The sequence below is a fragment of the Undibacterium hunanense genome (assembly GCF_014284335.1).
Taxonomy (GTDB): Bacteria; Pseudomonadota; Gammaproteobacteria; order Burkholderiales; family Burkholderiaceae_D; genus Undibacterium; species Undibacterium hunanense.
Map to the genome: position 1 here is coordinate 590,580 of NZ_JACOGF010000002.1, position 19,397 is coordinate 609,976.

9 protein-coding genes are annotated in these 19,397 nt (G+C 52.6%); 7 read left to right on the forward strand and 2 right to left on the reverse strand.

The window, feature by feature from the left end:
• Nucleotides 1-4 precede the first annotated feature (4 nt).
• From H8L32_RS05740 to H8L32_RS05755, 4 genes are all read left to right on the forward strand, one after another.
• Nucleotides 5-2,272: a TonB-dependent receptor gene (locus H8L32_RS05740; protein WP_230412067.1), complete on the forward strand. Its 2,268-nt coding sequence runs from the start codon at nucleotides 5-7 to the stop codon at nucleotides 2,270-2,272.
• Between the two features lie 4 nt (nucleotides 2,273-2,276).
• Nucleotides 2,277-3,563 carry an LLM class flavin-dependent oxidoreductase gene (locus H8L32_RS05745; RefSeq protein WP_186946192.1) on the forward strand — a complete coding sequence of 429 codons (1,287 nt, stop codon included), beginning with the start codon at nucleotides 2,277-2,279 and terminating at the stop codon, nucleotides 3,561-3,563.
• Between the two features lie 93 nt (nucleotides 3,564-3,656).
• Nucleotides 3,657-4,991: an alpha/beta hydrolase family protein gene (locus tag H8L32_RS05750; protein WP_222619212.1), complete on the forward strand. Its 1,335-nt coding sequence runs from the start codon at nucleotides 3,657-3,659 to the stop codon at nucleotides 4,989-4,991.
• Between the two features lie 278 nt (nucleotides 4,992-5,269).
• On the forward strand, nucleotides 5,270-6,643 hold the full coding sequence (locus H8L32_RS05755; RefSeq protein WP_222619213.1) for a BNR repeat-containing protein: 1,374 nt from the start codon (nucleotides 5,270-5,272) through the stop codon (nucleotides 6,641-6,643).
• 86 nt (nucleotides 6,644-6,729) lie between these two features.
• On the opposite strand, the gene galA is transcribed toward H8L32_RS05755, so the two are convergent.
• Together galA and H8L32_RS05765 are read right to left on the reverse strand one after the other, a co-directional pair.
• Nucleotides 6,730-9,603 (reverse strand): beta-galactosidase GalA, encoded by a 2,874-nt coding sequence (gene galA, locus H8L32_RS05760; RefSeq protein ID WP_186946193.1) that lies wholly within the window; start codon nucleotides 9,601-9,603, stop codon nucleotides 6,730-6,732.
• A 205-nt stretch (nucleotides 9,604-9,808) separates the two neighbouring features.
• The gene (locus H8L32_RS05765; protein WP_222619215.1) at nucleotides 9,809-11,476 is read right to left on the reverse strand and encodes a rhamnogalacturonan lyase B N-terminal domain-containing protein; all 1,668 of its coding nucleotides are present in this window, start codon (nucleotides 11,474-11,476) and stop codon (nucleotides 9,809-9,811) included.
• Nucleotides 11,477-12,361: 885 nt separating this feature from the next.
• Between H8L32_RS05765 and H8L32_RS05770 the strand changes: the two genes are divergently transcribed.
• The 3 genes from H8L32_RS05770 (at nucleotide 12,362) to H8L32_RS05780 (ending at nucleotide 19,345) form a co-directional block, all read left to right on the forward strand.
• Complete coding sequence (locus H8L32_RS05770; protein WP_230412068.1) at nucleotides 12,362-16,213, forward strand: TonB-dependent receptor; 3,852 nt, start codon at nucleotides 12,362-12,364, stop codon at nucleotides 16,211-16,213.
• 117 nt (nucleotides 16,214-16,330) lie between these two features.
• Entirely contained in the window at nucleotides 16,331-17,827 is a 1,497-nt protein-coding gene (locus tag H8L32_RS05775; RefSeq protein ID WP_186946194.1) for a tetratricopeptide repeat protein, read from the forward strand.
• 246 nt (nucleotides 17,828-18,073) lie between these two features.
• A complete protein-coding gene (locus H8L32_RS05780) occupies nucleotides 18,074-19,345 on the forward strand; it encodes an O-acetylhomoserine aminocarboxypropyltransferase/cysteine synthase family protein (protein WP_186946195.1) in 1,272 nt (423 codons plus the stop codon).
• The last annotated feature ends 52 nt before the right edge of the window (nucleotides 19,346-19,397 follow it).

A 19,397-nucleotide genomic window follows, 5' to 3' on the forward strand; every position in this document is an offset into this window, starting at 1 on the left:
TAGTATGAAAGTCAATACAAAGAATAAGTTTTCACAACAGCGGCGCTATCAGCAATGGGGCAGTGTGCTTGCCGGTGCCGCCATATCGATGGGTGCCGTCTCGGGTGTGGCTGTGGCTGAAGAAAGCAGTATCCGTCCGGCCGCTGATGAACAGGCGACGCTGCCCTCTGTCACCGTGACAGCAACGCGGCGTGAAGCTTCATTGCGTTCGGTGCCGATCGCCATATCGGTGCTGAATGGTGATCTGCTGGAACAGGCAAATCGCAATAGCATAGACAGCATTGTCGCCGAACTGCCCAGCGTGAATTTTCGCCAGCAGGGTGGCAACAAGGATTCGACCATTTTTGTGCGTGGCATAGGCACCATTTCGACATCGCCAGGTGTAGAGCCTACGGTATCCACGGTGGTGGATGGCGTGGTGTTTGCCCGTCCGGGTCAGGCCACGCTGGACTTGCTGGATATTGATCGCATCGAAGTATTGCGCGGTCCGCAAGGAACCCTGTTCGGCAAGAATGCGTCTTCCGGCGTGCTGAATATTATCAGCCGCAAACCAGGCAAAGAAACCACAGGCTTTGTCGATGCATCTTATTTTGAAGGCAATGAGAAACGCCTGCGTGCTGGCATTTCCGGCACCCTGTCACCAGAGTTGCTGAGTGCTTCCTTCACTGCGCTGGATAGTTCTTACGATGGCAACATCGATAACGTCAGCACGAAAAAGAAGGTGAATGGCTATGACCGTCAAGGTGCGCGTGCGAAGTTCTTGCTGACACCCAATAAAGATCTGGATGTCAGCGTCATTGCAGATTATCTGCGTTCCACCAGTTCGCCGACTTATGCGGTACTGCAATCCAGCAATACCGCTTTGCTGCAAGCCATCGCACCTGTGCAACCCGGCTTGAACAATCGTTCGGTAGTCTATGATCTGCCAAACGCCATCACTGATTTCAACAAGGGTTTGTCAGCGCAGGTAGACTGGCGCAACCAGGGCTATACCTGGACATCCATTACCGCTGCAAGACAATGGGATAACGAGCAGCGAACAACTACATCAGCCATCGGCAATAGTGCGGATGTGACACGTATCAATGCCGCTTTCCCCGCAACGCGTGATATCGGCACCTTGCACTTCCGGCAGTTTTCACAGGAACTACGTGTCGCATCGCCGAAAGATACGGCTTTTGAATATGTTGCCGGTGCCTATTACCTGCATGGAAAAGATGAAGAAACTTACCAGCGCATCGTTACCACCGCACCAGGTGCCATCAACTATGGCTATGCACCGTATAGCGTGAAGAGTGACAGTTATTCGCTGTTTGGTGAAGGCAATTACAAATTCAGCCCGCAATGGAAGGTCTTGACGGGTTTGCGCTGGACCCGTGATGAGCTGGCCTATGCACATGCACGTATTTCTACCCAGACAGTGGCCTTCCCTGGCGTGCAACCGGCGACGGCGAATGCCGGTTCCACCACAGAAAGTGCGTTTTCTGGTCGCGTCGGTCTGCAGTTTGATATCAGCAACGACATCAGCAGTTATGCCACACTGTCTCGCGGCTACAAGGGGCCTGCATACAATGTGTTTTTCAATATGCTGAATCGTGACACGCTGGCATTGAAACCTGAATTGTCAGATTCTTTTGAGATCGGCCTCAAGGCCTTGCTGCTGGATCGCAAACTGAGCATCAACCTGGCTGCCTTCCAAACCAACTACTCGAATTATCAGGCCAACTTCTATGACACCGTGGCCGGTGCCGTGGTAACCCGTTTGATTAATGCCGGTGACGTGTCTACCCGTGGGCTTGAACTGGAACTGGAAGCCAGGCCGATATCTCGTCTGAACCTGAGTGCTTCGCTGGCCTATGTGGATGCACGCATAGACCAGTTCAACTGCCCGGTGGCAGCGGCAGCATCCTGCTCTTTGAATGGCCAGACATTACCGTTTTCACCGAAGTGGAAGTCCTTTGCCCGCGCCAGCTATGTGGTACCACTGAGCAATGGCTTGCAGGTAGATCTGGCGACCGATTTCAGCTGGCAAAGCAAGGTGCAGTATGACTTGTTCCAGTCTGCAACCACGATACAAGGTAGCGTTGGTTTGTGGAATGCCAGTGTGGCACTGGCTGCACCAGAGAATGGCTGGCGTCTGGCCTTGATCGCAAAGAACCTGGGTGACAAATCGTATGCGACCAACCTGGTGAACGGCACCAATACGGTGACACGTGCAGTACCACGCGATGACCAGCGTTATTTCGGCGTCAACTTCAGAAAGGATTTCTGAAACCATGGCAACACGTCAATTGAAACTGGGCGCATTCCTGCTGCATAACGGCCATCATGTGGCTGCCTGGCGGCATCCGCAGGCCGATAGTGGTCGTGACCCATTTGCGCTATATAAAAAATTGGCACAGACGGCAGAGCGCGCCTGTTTTGATACGGTCTTCTTTGCCGACAGTGTTGCACTGACCAGCGGTGTCGGTGGGCTGGAACCCTTGACACTGCTGTCAGCACTGGCGGCAGTGACCGAGCATATCGGCCTGATCGGTACTGCCACCACCACCTATAACGAGCCCTATCACGTCGCCCGTAAATTTGCCTCGCTGGACCGCATCTCTGGCGGGCGTGCCGGCTGGAACCTGGTGACATCCGACAATGCCAGCGAGGCCGCGAATTTTGGCCGCAGCGACCATGTCGCCCATGGCGAACGCTACGCCAGGGCCAGGGAATTTCATCAGGTGGTGCAAGGTCTGTGGAATAGCTGGGAAGATGATGCCGTCCTGAATGACAAGGAAAAAGGCATACAGTTCGATGCAGATAAACTGCATGCCTTGAACCACAAGGGCGATCATTTTTCTGTTGCCGGGCCTTTGAATGTCAGCCGCAGTCCGCAAGGACAACCGGTGGTGGTGCAGGCCGGCGGTTCGGAAGCGGGCAAGAATCTGGCGGCAGAAACAGCGGATGTGGTGTTTACCGCACACCCCAACCTGGCATCTGCCCAGGCTTTTTACCGCGACCTGAAAAGTCGGGTGGTACATGCCGGGAGGCCAGCAGACAGTCTGAAGATCATGCCCGGTCTGTTCCCTGTGGTGGGAAGAACGCAGGAAGAAGCGCAAGAGAAATTCCAACTATTGCAAGACCTGGTTGTTCCGAAGGATGGTTTGGCGCTGCTGGGCCGTATGATAGGCAATTTTGATTTGTCGGCTTATCCGCTGGATGAACCCTTGCCAGAATTACCCCTGACCGACAATGGCCAGCAAAGCCGGCAAAAATTGCTGACCCAACTGGCGCAGGGTGAAAATCTGAGCATACGTGAACTGTATCTGCGCATCGCCGGTGGCCGTGGTCACTTTACGCTGATAGGCACACCAGAATTGATCGCTGACCAGATACAGTTATGGTTTGAAAACGAAGCCGCGGACGGTTTCAATGTCATGCCACCGTATCTGCCAGGCGGGCTGGAAGATTTTGCTGAACTGGTGGTGCCGGAATTGCAAAAGCGTGGCCTGTTCCGGCGCAGTTATGAAGGCAGGACCTTGCGTGACAACCTGGGGCTGGCCTTACCAAAAAAATAGTTTTCGCTGTTTTTTTCTGACGTATGCTGGCCACCGTGGCAGCATACCTCTTGATCTTGCCTGTTGATTTTGCAACTCCTGATGACAACCTTCATGATGATGATAAAACTGCGTACCTTGATTGCCACCTGCATTTTGCTTGCTCCCTGCTGGGTGAGCGCGCAGGATAACCGCATTGATCAGATACGGCCCGACGCCCCCGAACTGGCCGCCTATGGTCAGCACAGGGTGGGCATTACCAGCCTGAACCTGCTGAACCCCAGACAGGTCGATATCCTCAATAGCAAACCTGGTGGCGAAACGGTGTATTACGACCGCCCGCTGACGGTGGAAATCTGGTATCCCGCCACGTTGAAACCGCAGCAGGCACCAGGCGGCAAGTACCAGACCTATCTGCGCGACGGCAAGACAGAAATCAGCCTGAGCGGCCAGGCAGTGCGCGATGCAGCACCAGACAAACAGCATGGCCCATACCCGTTGCTGATCGTGTCGCATGGATATCCGGGTAATCGCTACCTGCTGAGCCATCTGACAGAAAACCTGGCCAGTAAAGGCTATGTGGTGGTCGCGATCGACCATACCGACAGTAATTACCATGATCTCAAGGCGTTTTCCAGCACTTTGCTGAACCGTTCGCTGGACCAGTTGTTTGTCCTGAACCAGATGGCAGCCCTGAACAAGGCCGATGCCAGCGCCAGGTTCAACGGACTGATCAATGCAGACAATACCGGCCTGATCGGTTATTCCATGGGCGGCTATGGCGTGGTGAATACCATCGGTGGCGGTTTGACAGCGGCCAGTGTGGACGGGGCTTTTGTGCCTAACCGTGCGCTGGCAGTCCGGCAGGCTGGCAATGCCGCCTATCTGGCATCGCAGGACAAGCGCATCAAGGCAGCAGTTGCATTTGCCCCCTGGGGCTGGAATGCAGGTCTGTGGGATGCGACAGGTTTATCTGCCATCCGTACCCCTGTCTTCTTTGTAGCGGGCAGCGTTGATGACATATCCGGTTATGCACCTGGTGTGCGCAATATCTATGAAAATAGTGTCAATGCCCGGCGTTATCTGCTGACCTTTGAGAATGCCAACCACAATGCCGGTGCCCCCATACCCGCTCCGAAGGAAGCCTGGCTACCTGTACCCAGCCTGAAGAAAATTCCGGCAGAAACCTATATCGATGCAGTTTGGGATAACAACAGGATGAACAATATCGCGCAACACTTTGTCACCGCTTTCCTGGCCAGATACCTGAAGAACGATAACAGCATGGATGCCTACCTGGATCTGACAGAGAATGCGCGGGATGGGAAATGGAGCGTAGATGAAAATGCACAACCCAAACCGGATCATACTTACTGGAAGGGTTTTCCTGCCCGTACAGCCGCAGGCCTGAAACTGGAAAAGAAATTGCCAGTAGCAGAAAGCCGTTAAGCTAAGCCCAGCACAGCCTCACTTATTCCCTTCCAATCCCTGACAACACGGCAATATTTGCCGTGTTGTTGCTTTAGACTTTAGTTCAACACGCCCTCATACCTGCAGTAATCTACAGTATTATTCCAATCAAATTTTTGCGCATATGCGACTGAAACCTGTGATCATGGTCATTGCGCTGGTCCTTAAACCTATAATCGTAAGCCGTCTATAGGGCAAATTCATGTCAGCTAGCAAAAAAGTGCTGCTGCCGGATAAAAAAATCAAGGAGATCACCTATGCTGAAGATCAGCCGCCCGTTGGTATTTACGTGGATATGTACGCTGGCACTGATGTCCAGTCATCTGGCGATTGCCGATACATCGACAGCGACGCTTGCCTCTGCACCTGCTCAGCTACCCATATCAATTGAAGCAATAGACAGGGTCTGGTCAGGGCATACGGTGCCGTTTGCCATGGCTACCAGCAAAGACCACCTTTATGTGGCTTACTATGACGCCAACCGTCAACTGACGGTGGCGCAGCGGCCATTGAATGCGCCCAGCCACTGGGTCTATCACAAGCTTGATACCTGGCTGGGCTGGGATAGCCATAATCTGATCGCGATGACACTGGATGCTTCTGGTGCAGTGCATATTGCCGCCAATATGCATGTAGACCCGTTGACCATGTTCCGTTCGGATACCACAGGCGATGTGCGTACCTTGCAGCGGGTGCCAAAAATGCTGGATGCAGCGCGAGAAAAAGCGATGACCTATCCGGTCTTCCTGAAAAATCATCAGGGGCAATTGATTTTCAAATACCGCGATGGCAGCAGTGGTCGTGGCAATGAAATTTATAACATCTATGACGAGAAATCACAAAGCTGGAAAGCCCTGACAAATAGCCCGCTGACCGATGGAGAAGGGCAGCGCAATGCCTATTTCATGGGACCGACCAAGGGGAAGGACGGTTATTTCCATGTTGCCTGGGTATGGCGTGAATCGCCAAGTGCCGAAACCAATCATGACCTGTCTTACGCAAAAAGCCGCGACCTTGTGCATTGGGAACGTGCCAATGGCAGCCCCCTGACATTGCCGATACGCCTGAAGCAGGCCGAGATTGTCGACCCCGTGCCTGTAAGCGGCGGCATGATCAATAACAATACAGTGCTGGGGTTTGATGAAGAAGGGCGCGCCATCATCACTTACCATAAATACGATGCCGCAGGGAATACGCAAATCTGGCTGGCGCGACATGAAAAGGCTGGCTGGAAACTGAAGCAGATCAGCGCCTGGACCAATTATCGCTGGGACTTTAAAGGGAATGGCTCGCTGAATTCTGAAATCTTTGTCGAAGGCGCCCGCCCAGGCAAGCCTGGGCAACTGCTGGTGGCCGTGACACGTCTTGGGCAAAGACTGGAATTCAGTGTCGATTCCAGAACCTTGGAAACTGTCACAGAAAACAAGCTGGCTGGTGTGGCAGAGATGTTTGCTACCTATTTCAAACCTGGGCCGGACATGCAGATCAATACCACTGAAACAAGCGACGCCAACGGCAGGGTATACCGTCTGGCATGGACAGCGCAGGCACCACATCGCGATTTGCCGCTGACGGAGATCGTACCTGCAACGGACTTGAAACTGTTTGTTTTTAACCCGGGAAAACCCTGAGAAAATCGGGGTTGAGAGCCTGGGCATTTGCTTGTTGCAGACAAATGCCCAGCTCGTTCTTCAATGCGGTATTTGAGTAGTCGAGCTTATTTTTTCGGCTCTGCAATAATATTTCCTTCCAGTCCGGCTTTCTTGCCGGGCTCGGCTTCCACCAGTACCGTCAGTTGCGCTGGCCCTTCGCCAGCGGGCAGGTCAACACTGAGATCACCCGTACCCAGTGAGGTTTTTGATCCCAGCAATTTCCCGTTCAGCCAGATTTCTGCCTTGCCGTTGATACGTGAAAACAGCAGGCGTGCCTTGCCGCTGCCCAGCCTCTTATCCTGGGTAAAATCGCTGCGGAACAGATGGAAGTGATTTGCTTTGTTATCACTCTCCTTGGTGCCGCTTTCCAGCAGAGGTGGCTGGCCCCAGTTCCAGGTATTCATATCATTGTCTGCCAGCGTCTGGTTGGGGTCTGGCCGTGTTGCATAAGGGGGCGAGATGCGCCAGTTTTGCAGGTACAGCACGGGGGCATCACTCACCGGGACAAAGGGCAGGCCCACCGTTTTTTGTACCGGTATGCGCACGCTGGCTGCTTGCAAGCCGGGTGCTGTAGCGGTGATCAACAATTCACCACTGCTGTCAAAATGACTTTGCACGATCAGTTGTGCCAGGCCATTAAACAGTCTGCGCGTCTTGCCTTTTTCATCTTCATGCGAATTGGGGTCACCGTTGCCATGGCCTATGGACTGACCGGCACCGGAGATGTCGAAGCTGACCTCGCTATTGTCTATCGGCACGGCACGGCCTTGTGCATCCAGCGCGCGTACAGTAACTGGCATGGCGTCACGCCCATCGCCTGCAAGTGATGCGCCGTCTGGCAGCAGTTCCAGCCTGACGGCCTTGCCGGTGGTTTCTACGCTGGTGCGTATTACTTCCTTGCCGCCTTTGTAGCCCAGTGCCTCCAGCTTGCCGGCTTCATAGGTGACCTTGAAGGTATTCATGCGATAAGGATCAACCTGTTGCTCGCCCAGTTCGCGGCCATTCAGCAAGAGCTTGATACGCTCCACATTGGCCATCACCATGACGCGGATTTCCTTGCCCTCCAGGCCCTGCCAGTTCCAGTGCGGGGCGATATGGATCAGCGGGCGATCCTTGATCCATTGCACCTGATGCATGTAGTAGGCTGTTTTGGGGAAACCGTTCAAATCCATGATACCGAATACCGAACTGACCGATGGCCATTCATTTGGCGTCGGTTCGCCACGGTAATCAAATCCGGTCCAGACAAATCCGCCGGCGACATACGGGCGGCTGTCTATGGCTTGCCAGGCATCGCGGTGGCTATTACCCCATTTGGCAAAGTCATCGTCATAACTGGCAATCAGGTTCCTGCTGTTATCTGTAGTGAATTCACCGCGTGTCATGAAGGCCGAGGTATCTTCCGCGCTGGTGAAGGGTTTGTTGGGATTGGCCTTGTGATAACGGTCATAATCCGGCACCTGATAATTGGCTCCAAGGACATCGACGGCATGCGATACATTCAGTGCAGTAAAAAAGCCGCCATTCATCGCGGCTGTTACCGGGCGGGTGTCATCCAGAGCTTTGACGGCAGCTGTCATGCGCCTTGCCATTTCATAGCCGATTTCGGTACCTTGCACCGGTTCTTCGTTGAATACTGACCACAGGATCACACCTGGGTGATGACGGTCACGCCGCACCATCCATTCCAGTTGCTTCATATAATCAGGCGAAGGATTGAAATTGCGATTTTCATCCATGACCAGAAAACCCATACGATCTATCATGTCCAGCACTTCGGGGGCTGGCGCATTGTGGGAAAAACGTATCGCATTGACGCCCAGTTCCTTGAGGCGTCGCAGGCGGTATTCCCAGATGGAATCCGGTACGGCCACACCGACCCCGGCATGGTCCTGATGCAGGCAAACGCCTTGCAGCTTGACATGCTGGTTATTGAGAAAGAAGCCTTGCTGGGCATCAAAACGTATGCTGCGAAAGCCCGTTTTAAGATGCACTTCATCAATTACCTTACTGTCTTGCAGCACCACGGTTTTAACGCTGTACAGTGCAGGTTTGTCCAGGGTCCAGCGTTCCGGCTGTTTGATTGTCACAGGCAAACTGGCGATGGTCTGCCTCAGCAAGGGGACGCGGACTGTTTGTGTCTTGCTGGCGACGACTTTATTGTCCGGGCTGACGACGGTGACTTCGACCCTGACGTCGGCGGCTTGCTTGCCGCTGTTATCCAGCGTTACTTCCACCGGGATTTGCCATTGTTTGTCATTCAGTTGCCTGGGTGTCGCATGTACACCGTCGGTGATGATGTGGACAGGATTTGATTTCAGTAACCATGCATGGCGATAGATGCCCGCACCTTCATACCACCAGCCTTCCATCTGCTCGGCATCGACTCGGATGGCGATGGTATTGCTGGCATCGCCATAACGCAGATAGGGGGTGATATCGATATTGCTAGCATTGTAGCCAGACCAGTTGCGGTGCACGATATTGCCGTTCACCCAGATGCTGGCATGGGTGGCAATGCCGTCAAACTGCAATTCAAAATAACGGCCACGTTCACTTTCATCCACCCGCAGATAACGGCGATACCAGGAAATACCACGTGGGCGATAACCTTGCGAGATATTCGCCTTGGGGTCAAATGGTCCTTCTACCGCCCAGTCATGCGGCAGATCCAGTTTTCGCCAGTCACTGTCATTGTAGCGGGTGCCCGCAGCACCCTGGGCATTGCCGGCTTTGGCATTGCCATAGGTCGCGCCGTGTCCCTTGATGTCCGGCATGGGGATATCACCCAGATGAAATAACCAGCCCCGGTCCAGCGACAAACGCTCACGTCCGCTATCGGCAAGGGCCAAAGATGAAAACAGGGATGAAAAAAGGACCAGAATGCTGATGGCATAAAGTTTCCATCCCTGCCTGACTGATGTGGTGATTGGTGTCATATTTTTTATAATGATTCTTATCCGTTGAAGCGGAATGATGATGAGCAGATTGATGATGGACAGATGAGGCGCAAGATATTTTATGAGAGTATGCGCGGGCTTGAAGCTGAGCGCGGAAACAATCAAGAAATTGACTGCTGGCTGTGGAAACAGAAAAAATCTCCGGCATGGCCGGAGATTTCTGCATAGCTTTCCCTCGTCAGGCTTACAGCATGTCCAAAGCATCAAAAGCAAATGCCGGACTCAGGTAAGTGGTGCCGCTTGAACCGGATACCACACTGATAGTCATGGTATTGGTGCCAGTCACAAAAGCACTGGCTGGAACACTGAAACTGTACATGGTGTTGTTGCCCCGGTAACTGCCTGTCGTCAGGCTGCGTGAATTAGGCTGGGTGGATGCGCCCTGTGCCGTTGCTGTCCATGCGTTGATTTTGATATTTGGCCGTCCACCAGCGTAGGCACCGGTTATACCTATCCTGACGGTATGATTTGCCACCTGGGCAGCGCTGAGGTTGAAGGTGACGGTAGTCGGGCTGTTCAGGTCTTTCCATTGCGCAGCCGGAAAGCTATTGGTTGCCGCACCGATGTTGTAGGTGACAGGCCCCCAACTGGCGTTACGTACGTCGGAAGGATGACGCACATTAAATGTCTGACCGTTTTTCAACTCTCTTGGTGTGCCGTCCCAGTCACCGATGCGCCATACCGCCGTATCTGCCGAAGGATCGCCCTGTATGGTGCGGGTATTCAGAGTGGTAGTACCGCCAGCGCTGACAGCTACTGTTTCTGTATACACAGCCAATTCGCCCTTGTAGACAGACATGGTGTAGGTGCCGGGTTTCATGCCCGACCGGACAAAGTTGCCGTTAGTCGTGCTGGCCGCTGTCCAGTATTGGGCGGTGGCATTCGCAAAGCCTACGGTGTACGCATAATTGCCATCCATGCCTGCCAGTCCGTTGCCGACCACTTTGCCGCGTCCGCTGGCGTCGATCCAACCAGACAGGTTATAACTGCCCATCCAGCTCATGTCGGGTATGGCTGGTGTCGCCCCGGTCGTGAACATGACAGCATAGGGGCCGTGGAAACCCATGCGGTCGGCTTCTGTCTGGTTGTGGCCAGAGTTCATGTAATTGTAGACTTCGGTATCGCCACCGGTCTGGTTTTGAATGTCGCGATAGAAAGGGCCGCCGGAGCTGCTCTCACGATTGCCGTAGACCATGAAGATGCCAATATTTGACCCCGTCACACCCCGTATAGACAGGTCAATAGCACGCTGATTGCCATAATATTTCGAACGGGTTTCACCGTTCGCCAGTCCAAAGATATCGGTACTTTCTATGGCGCCGGTGTTGTCGGCAATTCTTGATTCCGTCGGTACATTGGTCAGCACCGTGGAATTCAGGCGGGTGATCCAGCGTAATTCACCTACGCTGGGTTCGGCGGTGACATACGTCCCCATGTAGATATTGTTTTCATTCGCACGCACCAGCAGATAGTGGATCAGGGTAGACGTAGTCAGCGTGATTTTTGCCACCGAACCCGATACCGAGTAAGACACCGTGGCACCCAGGCCAGATGCAATATGCGAGCCCTTGGTCTGCGACTGTAATTCCGGGCCGTCATTGTATTTGATGGACGTGATGTTGCCGCCGTTTTCATCCACTTTAAATACCAGACCCGCACCGCTGGTCACGGTCAGAAAACCGCCACTATCGGTAACACCAAAAGCTGCAGGCGGCGGGCTGCCACCGGCACTTATTTTTCCTGCCAGGCTATTGCCGGCGTTTGCACTATCCTGTGAACCGCCGCCGCATGCGCTGGCCAGCATCGTTACCGCAAGGCTGACCAGAATGGTCCGCCAGTTGAATACACTCATGCTATCTCCTTGATATTGTTGTGAGAGGCCGCTGTAAATAGAAACTGACTCGATACTGACTCGATGCTGTTCTGACAGACACGTCAGGTGATGCATAGTAATGACACAGTAATGAGGTAGCTGACGGAACGATGCACCATTCTGTTTTCTTATAGCGGCTTGTGTGCTCAGGCGTTATGTATCGCCACTGACATCATAGATACCACTTTTTTTCATTCCATATCAATTGTATAAGCATGATCAAATAATCATTTTCCTGCTTGATTCAGGAGGGCATCAATTTTGATTGAAAATTGCTGGATTTCAGAGGAGAAAATACCAAAATGAACAGCGATACCGATGATGGGCGTCGAGTTGACGCTGGTCGTTGATGGCGCTAGCATTTATCCGTTGCCCATTGTTCAAATACCAGTCGCAGTTTGCTAGTGCGATGGGCGACGTGTGCTTTCCTCTGCACCACGGTTTTGACAGGTCTGGTTTGCACGCTGCAAACCTATGGTCTGCAAATACCTGAGTGTTGTTCACAGTCCACCAATTCCCTTTTTTCGGGATAGGCATGACGGCGATGTGATCAGGCATCTGCTTCATTGACAGCACAATTCTTCATGCTCCAAAGACGGAGCATATGGCCTTTCCCTATGCAGATAGACGGGAAGAGGGCGAGTTTTTTTCATCACTTTTACTTCAAGCAGACGGATGTGATTTCCCGTTTTTTTGTTATCGCTCAGCTATTTGATTGCTATATGAAAACAACATACGTCCAGCGAGAAAATCTATATAAATGAATTTTTTAAATCAAATAAGATCATCTTAAGCACTCAATATCGGGCGCAAAAAAATGCAATGACCAACAAATTGCATACTTAGAATAATCCAGGAGATAGCATGAAAACCGTATACAAGAAGGGTATAGGGCAAGACTTGTCGCGTACGTCGGACGTGACCGGAGTTGCAGCAAATGAGGTAGCAACTGAAGCAGCAAATAAGGTAGCAAGAGAGACCGCAACTGAAGGCCTGAAACTGAAACGTCTGAGCTATGCCATCGCGCTTGCCATGACTTCCATGATGGCCAATGATCTCGCCCTGGCGCAAGACAGCAAGCCGGCAACTACTCAGGGCAGCAAGGCCGTAGAACCTGCGACACCAGCGGCACCAGCTGCGCCAGCCAAGCCAGGCGAAAAATCCACAGACAATGAAGTATCCACCATTGTGGTGGTGGGGACACGTGCATCACAACAATCGGCCATCGATAGAAAGAAACATGCGACTACCGCACTGGATTCCATCGTTGCCGAAGATGTGGGTGCTTTCCCGGACAGGAATATAGGCGAGGCCATTTCCCGCATCTCAGGCATCTCGCTGGATCGTGGTGATTTTGGTGAAGGCGTCAGTGTGACCGTGCGTGGTAACGGGCCGGACCTGACCCGCGTGGAAATTGATGGACAGGCCGTGCAATCTGCCGGTGGTTCAGACATGAATGGCGGTGGCTTTGGCCGTGCGGTCGAGTTTCGCCAATTATCGTCCGACCTGATCAAGAGCGTGGACGTGGTCAAGGGATCGACTGCCGACATGACCGAAGGTGCTTTGGGCGGCGGTATCATCATCACCACACGTACCGGCCTGGATTTCAAGAAACCCTATGCGTCCCTGCGTCTGGCCACGACGCAAAATTCCATTAACAAGGAATGGACACCAGACATGAATCTGGTACTGGCCAATAAATATCTGGACGGTCGCCTGGGCGTCTTGTTGAATGTGTCGGCCTCCAGAATCACCAATGACGGCCATTCTTCACAGATATCCACGACTGGCATCGCAGGTTATGCGCGTTCCCTCGATTTTGATAATTCGCCCAACAAGACTTTTGCGTTTAACCCCAGCACGGTATCGACTACTGACCTGGCAGCAACCACGCCTATCGTGGCATCGCCATTGACTGCTGGTGGAGTCTTCAATTCAGAAACACCAATGAGCCTGGTCAACAAGTCTGCTGCGGCCAAAACCAAGGCGGACTGTTATGCGGCTTTCCCTGCGCTGACCAGTGCACAGTCTGCAGCGGTTAATGGAACCACCGCCAGAAACGCGGCCATTACGCAACGTACGTCCGAGCTGGAAACCTGTCTCAACCAGTGGAATGACTACACCCCATCACTGGTGCGTTTCATCGAAAAACGTCAGAAAGAAGAACGTAAGTCCTTTGACCTGCGCTTCGATTTCAAGGTCGACAATAATCTGTCTTTGTATGTCAAGGGCAGTGGTAACAGCCGCAAGGTAGAAGACAATTTCCTGACTTATGGTCTTGGCGGGTTGAACATCAATACAGCCAGCGTGTTGTCACCGACCTATCAGGGCGTCAGTTTTGTCGATTCCGCGACCGGTGTCCGTACTGCCGTGCCGGGTTCTGGCTACTATGTGTATGACAATATCAGTGGCCGTACCGGTTTGCCAGCGGCAGCGGGTGCTGTAGCCAATGTCATCCCCGGTTCTGTTGTGGTGGATGCCAACCATCACGTGACAAAATTCACGATCACGGATGGATCTGCCAGTACTGACCAGATACAAAACACCATGGAAACCAAGTCCACCTACCTGCAGGGTGGTGGGCTGTATAAAAACGACCGGTTCAAGGCAGAGTTTTTTATTGCCGATGCCAGGTCAGATTTTTCTCGTGCAGACAAACGCACCAGCTGGACCACACCTTATGGCGAAGCAACGCTGAGTGTTTTGCCTAACGGTCTCTGGACGTATGCTTTCCCGGCGACATCGACTTTTGATCAGGCCAATCCTGCGCAGTATTCCAATCTGAATGCAGCGACCTCGGCACGTGCAGCAGTGGCCGCGACGATCAATAATCCTGCCATACCGGCGTACACGATTGCACAGCAGCCTTTGCTGACGCAGGCACCACAAATATCGTATTCTCCAAAACTGATAGAAACCGGCGAGAAAACTGCCAAGCTGGATCTGACCTATAACACCACCGACAAATTGCCGTGGCTGACACAGATCAAGACAGGTTTCAATCTGCGCGACAGCAATGCATCCAGCTGGGGCGGCGGTGGCGCGACGATTCAATCGGCAATCGGTACATTTGGTACAGCCGGTTATGTGCCACCGGTTGTCTTGCCAACCAATAATCTGCGCGGCAGTTTTGTTGGCTGCGAAAATACACCAGGCTCCCTGGGTGCAGGCGGTGCGCCATGTAATTACGGTTATGTTCCAAATACCAATTTGTCGAACACCCAGTATGGAACAACAACACTGACCCAGGCCCAGTTCCTGGATGTAATTACGCAATCCATGATACCGGCGTCTTCGCAGTTTATGGCTGGTCTGCCAGATCGCCCTGCCAACCTGATCAATGGCTGGCGGCAGATTGATGTTGCCAAGGCTTTCGACTTGCTTGGTGTGCCTAACATGAACTTCAATTGCATGAAGTCCTGCAAGGCCAGCGACGGCAAGGTGTACGCTCAACCAGTGAGCCAGAACAGTGAAAAGACCAAATCAGGTTATTTCATGCTGGACTTTGAAAAGGATGAACTGCCTTTCGGCATGGAATTCGCAGCCAATTTCGGTGTACGTTATGTGAACACCGAAATTCATGCAACTGGCCAAATGTTCTTTACATCGATTACCAAGACAGCTTCATTTGACCCGGCTAATCCAACGGTTGCTACCGGTGTACAGAGCAGTACCCTGATGAAGAATACTTCACTCGACAGTAACACCACGGATATCCTGCCGATTTCCAATCTGTCGCTGTGGGTTATTCCGAATAAATTTGTGGTTCGTTACAATCATGCCAAAACAGTGGCACGTCCACCTATCGCCCGCCTGCTGCCAACAGGTACATGTACCTATGATGAACGTCGCGTAGGCAGCTTCGATCCTGACGGATCAGGTGCAGATATGGGTTGCACCGGCACCATTGGTAACCCGAACCTGAAGGCACAATCAAACATCAATCAGAACCTGAGTGCAGAATGGTATCCGAACAAGGATACGATGCTGAGTATCGGCGCCTTCAAGCAAACCGGCAAGATCGGCCCTGCGATTGCTGTCGGTAAATCGAACGTTGCCCTGTTCTCGGGTACCAGCGATATCGATCCTGTCACCGGCAAGAAACTGTCTGATTTTGAGTTTGGTTATTCCACCTGGGAAAATGGCCCGGCAACGACACGCAAGGGGATAGAGATAGGCGGCAAGCTGGCCTTTACTTTCCTGCCATGGTACTTCAAGTACACCGGTGTCGATTTCAACTATTCCAAATTGAAATCCTCTGATTCGATTTCCGTACGCGAACTGATCAGTGGTGATTCTCTGCCACCAACCCTGGAATCCAGCTACACCACCAATCTGTCCCTGTGGTATGACGATGGTGCTTTGAGTGCGCGTATTGCCTACCAGGCACGGGCCAATTACTTCACCTGTATCGCAGGTTGCGGTAATAATATTGCATCGACTTATACTTACCCGAACGATGGCGGTGGTTTCTACCGCACACCGTATAACCCGGGTGCACCTAACTTCAAGGATGCGACTGCATTTATTGATGCCAAGATCGGCTATCGCTTCAAGAATGGTCTGGAATTGTTTGCAGAAGCCCGTAATCTGGGCCTGGCAACCACGACCAGCAGCCAGGCGCAATATGCTTCCTTTGCTAACGGCATACCTAGTCTGAATGACTATGCGTATGCTGGTCGCAGGATCATGGTGGGCATCAATATGAGAAACTAAACCAGTACTGGTGTCGACAATGCAGGTTGGCTGTATGTATGAAATCAGCCAGCCTGCATTTCTGTTATTGCAAACTATATGTGCGGTTATTTTAATTAGTACAACGTTCGGGAACCTATGAAAATCACCATCAGATTGTGTTTGAGTGCAGCCATGCTGGGCTTGCCTGGTTTGCCCATGGCGCAGACACCGACGCAACAGATAGAGCCGATTTTTGTTCCCGATACGCCGATTACTGCGGTCACCATATTTGGCAGCCTGCCCAAGCGCCCTGGTACTGCAGTAAGGCGTCTTGACCGTAATTCGGCGGGTTCCTGTGCCTTCAGCTTTACGTCTTATCAAGATCAGATCATCGATGATTATCTTGATCATTTCGAAGGCCGTGGCCGTAGCACTGACAATACCAATATGGGTGCAGATGCACCTCCGGGCCTTGGCGACCGCACTGAAGGTTTTCTCGACAGCAGCCCGTATGGTTCGGCTGCCGGTGGTGAACGGCTGGTAACCCCGGCAGAAGACAGCACGCAGACCAGCGCTGGCTGTTCTCAGGCGGATAGAAATTTTGCTGCTGGCCGCAATTATATTGCCCGCAAGGACAAAACCCTGGACCTGGCGTTTGCCGCTTATGATGCAGGTGATTTTCCCAAGGCACTGGAAGCTTTCAAGACTTCGTATTCCGCAATTGGCTATGACGAAGCGGCCCTGATGTTGGGGAATATGTATTTCTATGGGCAAGGCGCACCGCGCGACACACGTCAGGCCATCACCTGGTATGACAAACTGGCGGACTCCCGTCTGAATCCGTCACAATACAGTCCATTTGATCCCAAAGACCCGGAACGGGCATCGTTGCGGGTGCAGGCACAGTTGCGGCTGGCGCGTATCTACATGGCTGGGTATGACGTTCCTAAAGATCCTGTCAAAGCCAGACAATGGTACAAGGCAGCGGCAGAGTTGAATTTTGTACCGGCCCGTTACGTACTGGCACGTTTTTACCAGAGCGGCTATGGCAGCAGCAAAGACATCCAGGAAGCGGTCAAGCTTTACACCAATGCCGCAGAATATGCGTATGTACCGGCACAATTGTCCCTGGCCAATCTTTATTACTATGGTGATGAAGTCAAACAGGATTTGCCGAGAGCATTTGCCTGGTACCAGCAGGCGGCCAAACAAAAAAAACCACAAGCCCTGTATGCATTGGCCCTGATGTTTGACCAGGGGCAGGGTGTTGCTGCTGACCCGGCTAAAGCCCTGGCCTTTTACAAGGAAGCTGCGGTTGCCGGACATCCTGATGCACAAAATTCTCTGGCCACCTATTTTTATACAGGCCAGATCGTCAGCAAGAATCTGCAGATAGCGCGTAATCTGTTTCAAAGTGCTGCCATGCAGAGCCAGCCGGATGCCATGGTGAATCTGGCGGCGATGTTGCTCAAGGGCGAAGGTGCCGCAGCTGACAAACCTCGCAATAGTGATGAAGATACCGTGAAAGCCTATGTCTGGCTGAAACTGGTTGCCAAACTGGGCCGTGCACCGGCTGCAAGTGCTGCCGAGAAGCTGGAGACACGTCTGTCAGATGCACAGAAGGCCCAGGCCAAACGCATCCTGACGCCCTGATATTGATTCGCCTGAGCGAATCCCGATTTTTATACGGCATGGAGACTCCTCCCTCCATGTCGTGTATCCCACGGCTTGTTATTGACAAGCCGTTTTTTCTTTTGACACCCACATCATCACTGATGCCGGGTGTTTCTGCATTTTTCAACTATGTAAAACTGAAAAGCTTCCTTGTGGTTTGCAGGCACAGTTTTTATGATCAGTGCAGATGAGATAAGTTCTGACCAACATAATAAGGATAGTTAGATGAAACTGGAAACCATCGCCGTTCACGGCGGCTACACCCCCGACCCGACCACACGTGCTGTTGCCGTGCCCATCTACCAGACGGTCGCCTATGCGTTTGATAATACCCAGCACGGTGCAGACCTGTTTGACCTGAAGGTGCAGGGAAATATTTATTCGCGCATCATGAACCCTACCAATGATGTGCTGGAAAAACGTGTGGCTGAACTGGAAGGCGGGATAGCCGGCCTGGCGCTGGCGTCCGGTCAGGCGGCGATTACCTATGCCATACAGACTATCGCCGAAGCGGGTGACAATATTGTTTCTGCTTCCACGCTGTATGGCGGCACCTACAATCTGTTTGCCCATACCTTGCCGCAGTTTGGCATAGAAACCCGTTTTGCCGATTACCGTGATCCAGAATCTTTTGCCAGTCTCATCGATGAAAAAACCAAGGCGGTATTTGTTGAATCCATCGGCAACCCCCTGGGCAATATCACCGATATCGAAGCGATTGCCGCAGTGGCACACCGTCATGGTGTGCCGCTGATTGTCGACAATACCGTGCCTTCTCCTTATCTGCTGCGCCCTATCGAGTTTGGCGCGGATATCGTCGTGCATTCCCTGACCAAGTATCTGGGCGGGCATGGCAATTCCATAGGCGGCATCATCGTTGATTCCGGCAAGTTCCCGTGGGCGGAACACAAGCAACGTTTCAAACGTCTGAATGAACCCGATGTGTCTTATCACGGCGTGGTGTATACCGAAGCACTGGGTCCGGCAGCCTATATCGGCCGTGCCCGTGTGGTGCCGCTGCGCAATACCGGTGCTGCACTGTCACCTTTTAATGCTTTCTTGATTTTGCAGGGAATAGAAACCCTGGCCCTGCGCCTGGACAGAATTACGGAAAACACCATCAAAATTGCGCGCTATCTTGACCAGCACACCAAGGTGAAATGGGTCAACTATGCCGGTTTGCCTGAACACCGGGATCACGCCCTGGCGCAAAAATACCTGGGTGGAAAACCGTCCGGCATCCTGACTTTTGGTCTCGATGGTGGCAGGGAAGCCGGTGGCCGCTTCCAGGATGCATTGCAGTTATTTACCCGTCTGGTGAATATTGGTGATGCTAAGTCGCTGGCCTGCCATCCTGCCAGCACCACGCACAGGCAGTTGAATCCGGAAGAACTGGCAAAAGCCGGTGTGACTGAAGATACCGTTCGCCTGTCCATCGGTATTGAGCATGTGGATGATCTGATCGCCGATCTGGAGCAGGCATTGGCAAGTGCCTGATCTTTGTGGTCAGGCAGTTTGAGAATGCATTTCAGCCGCTGAAATGCATTCT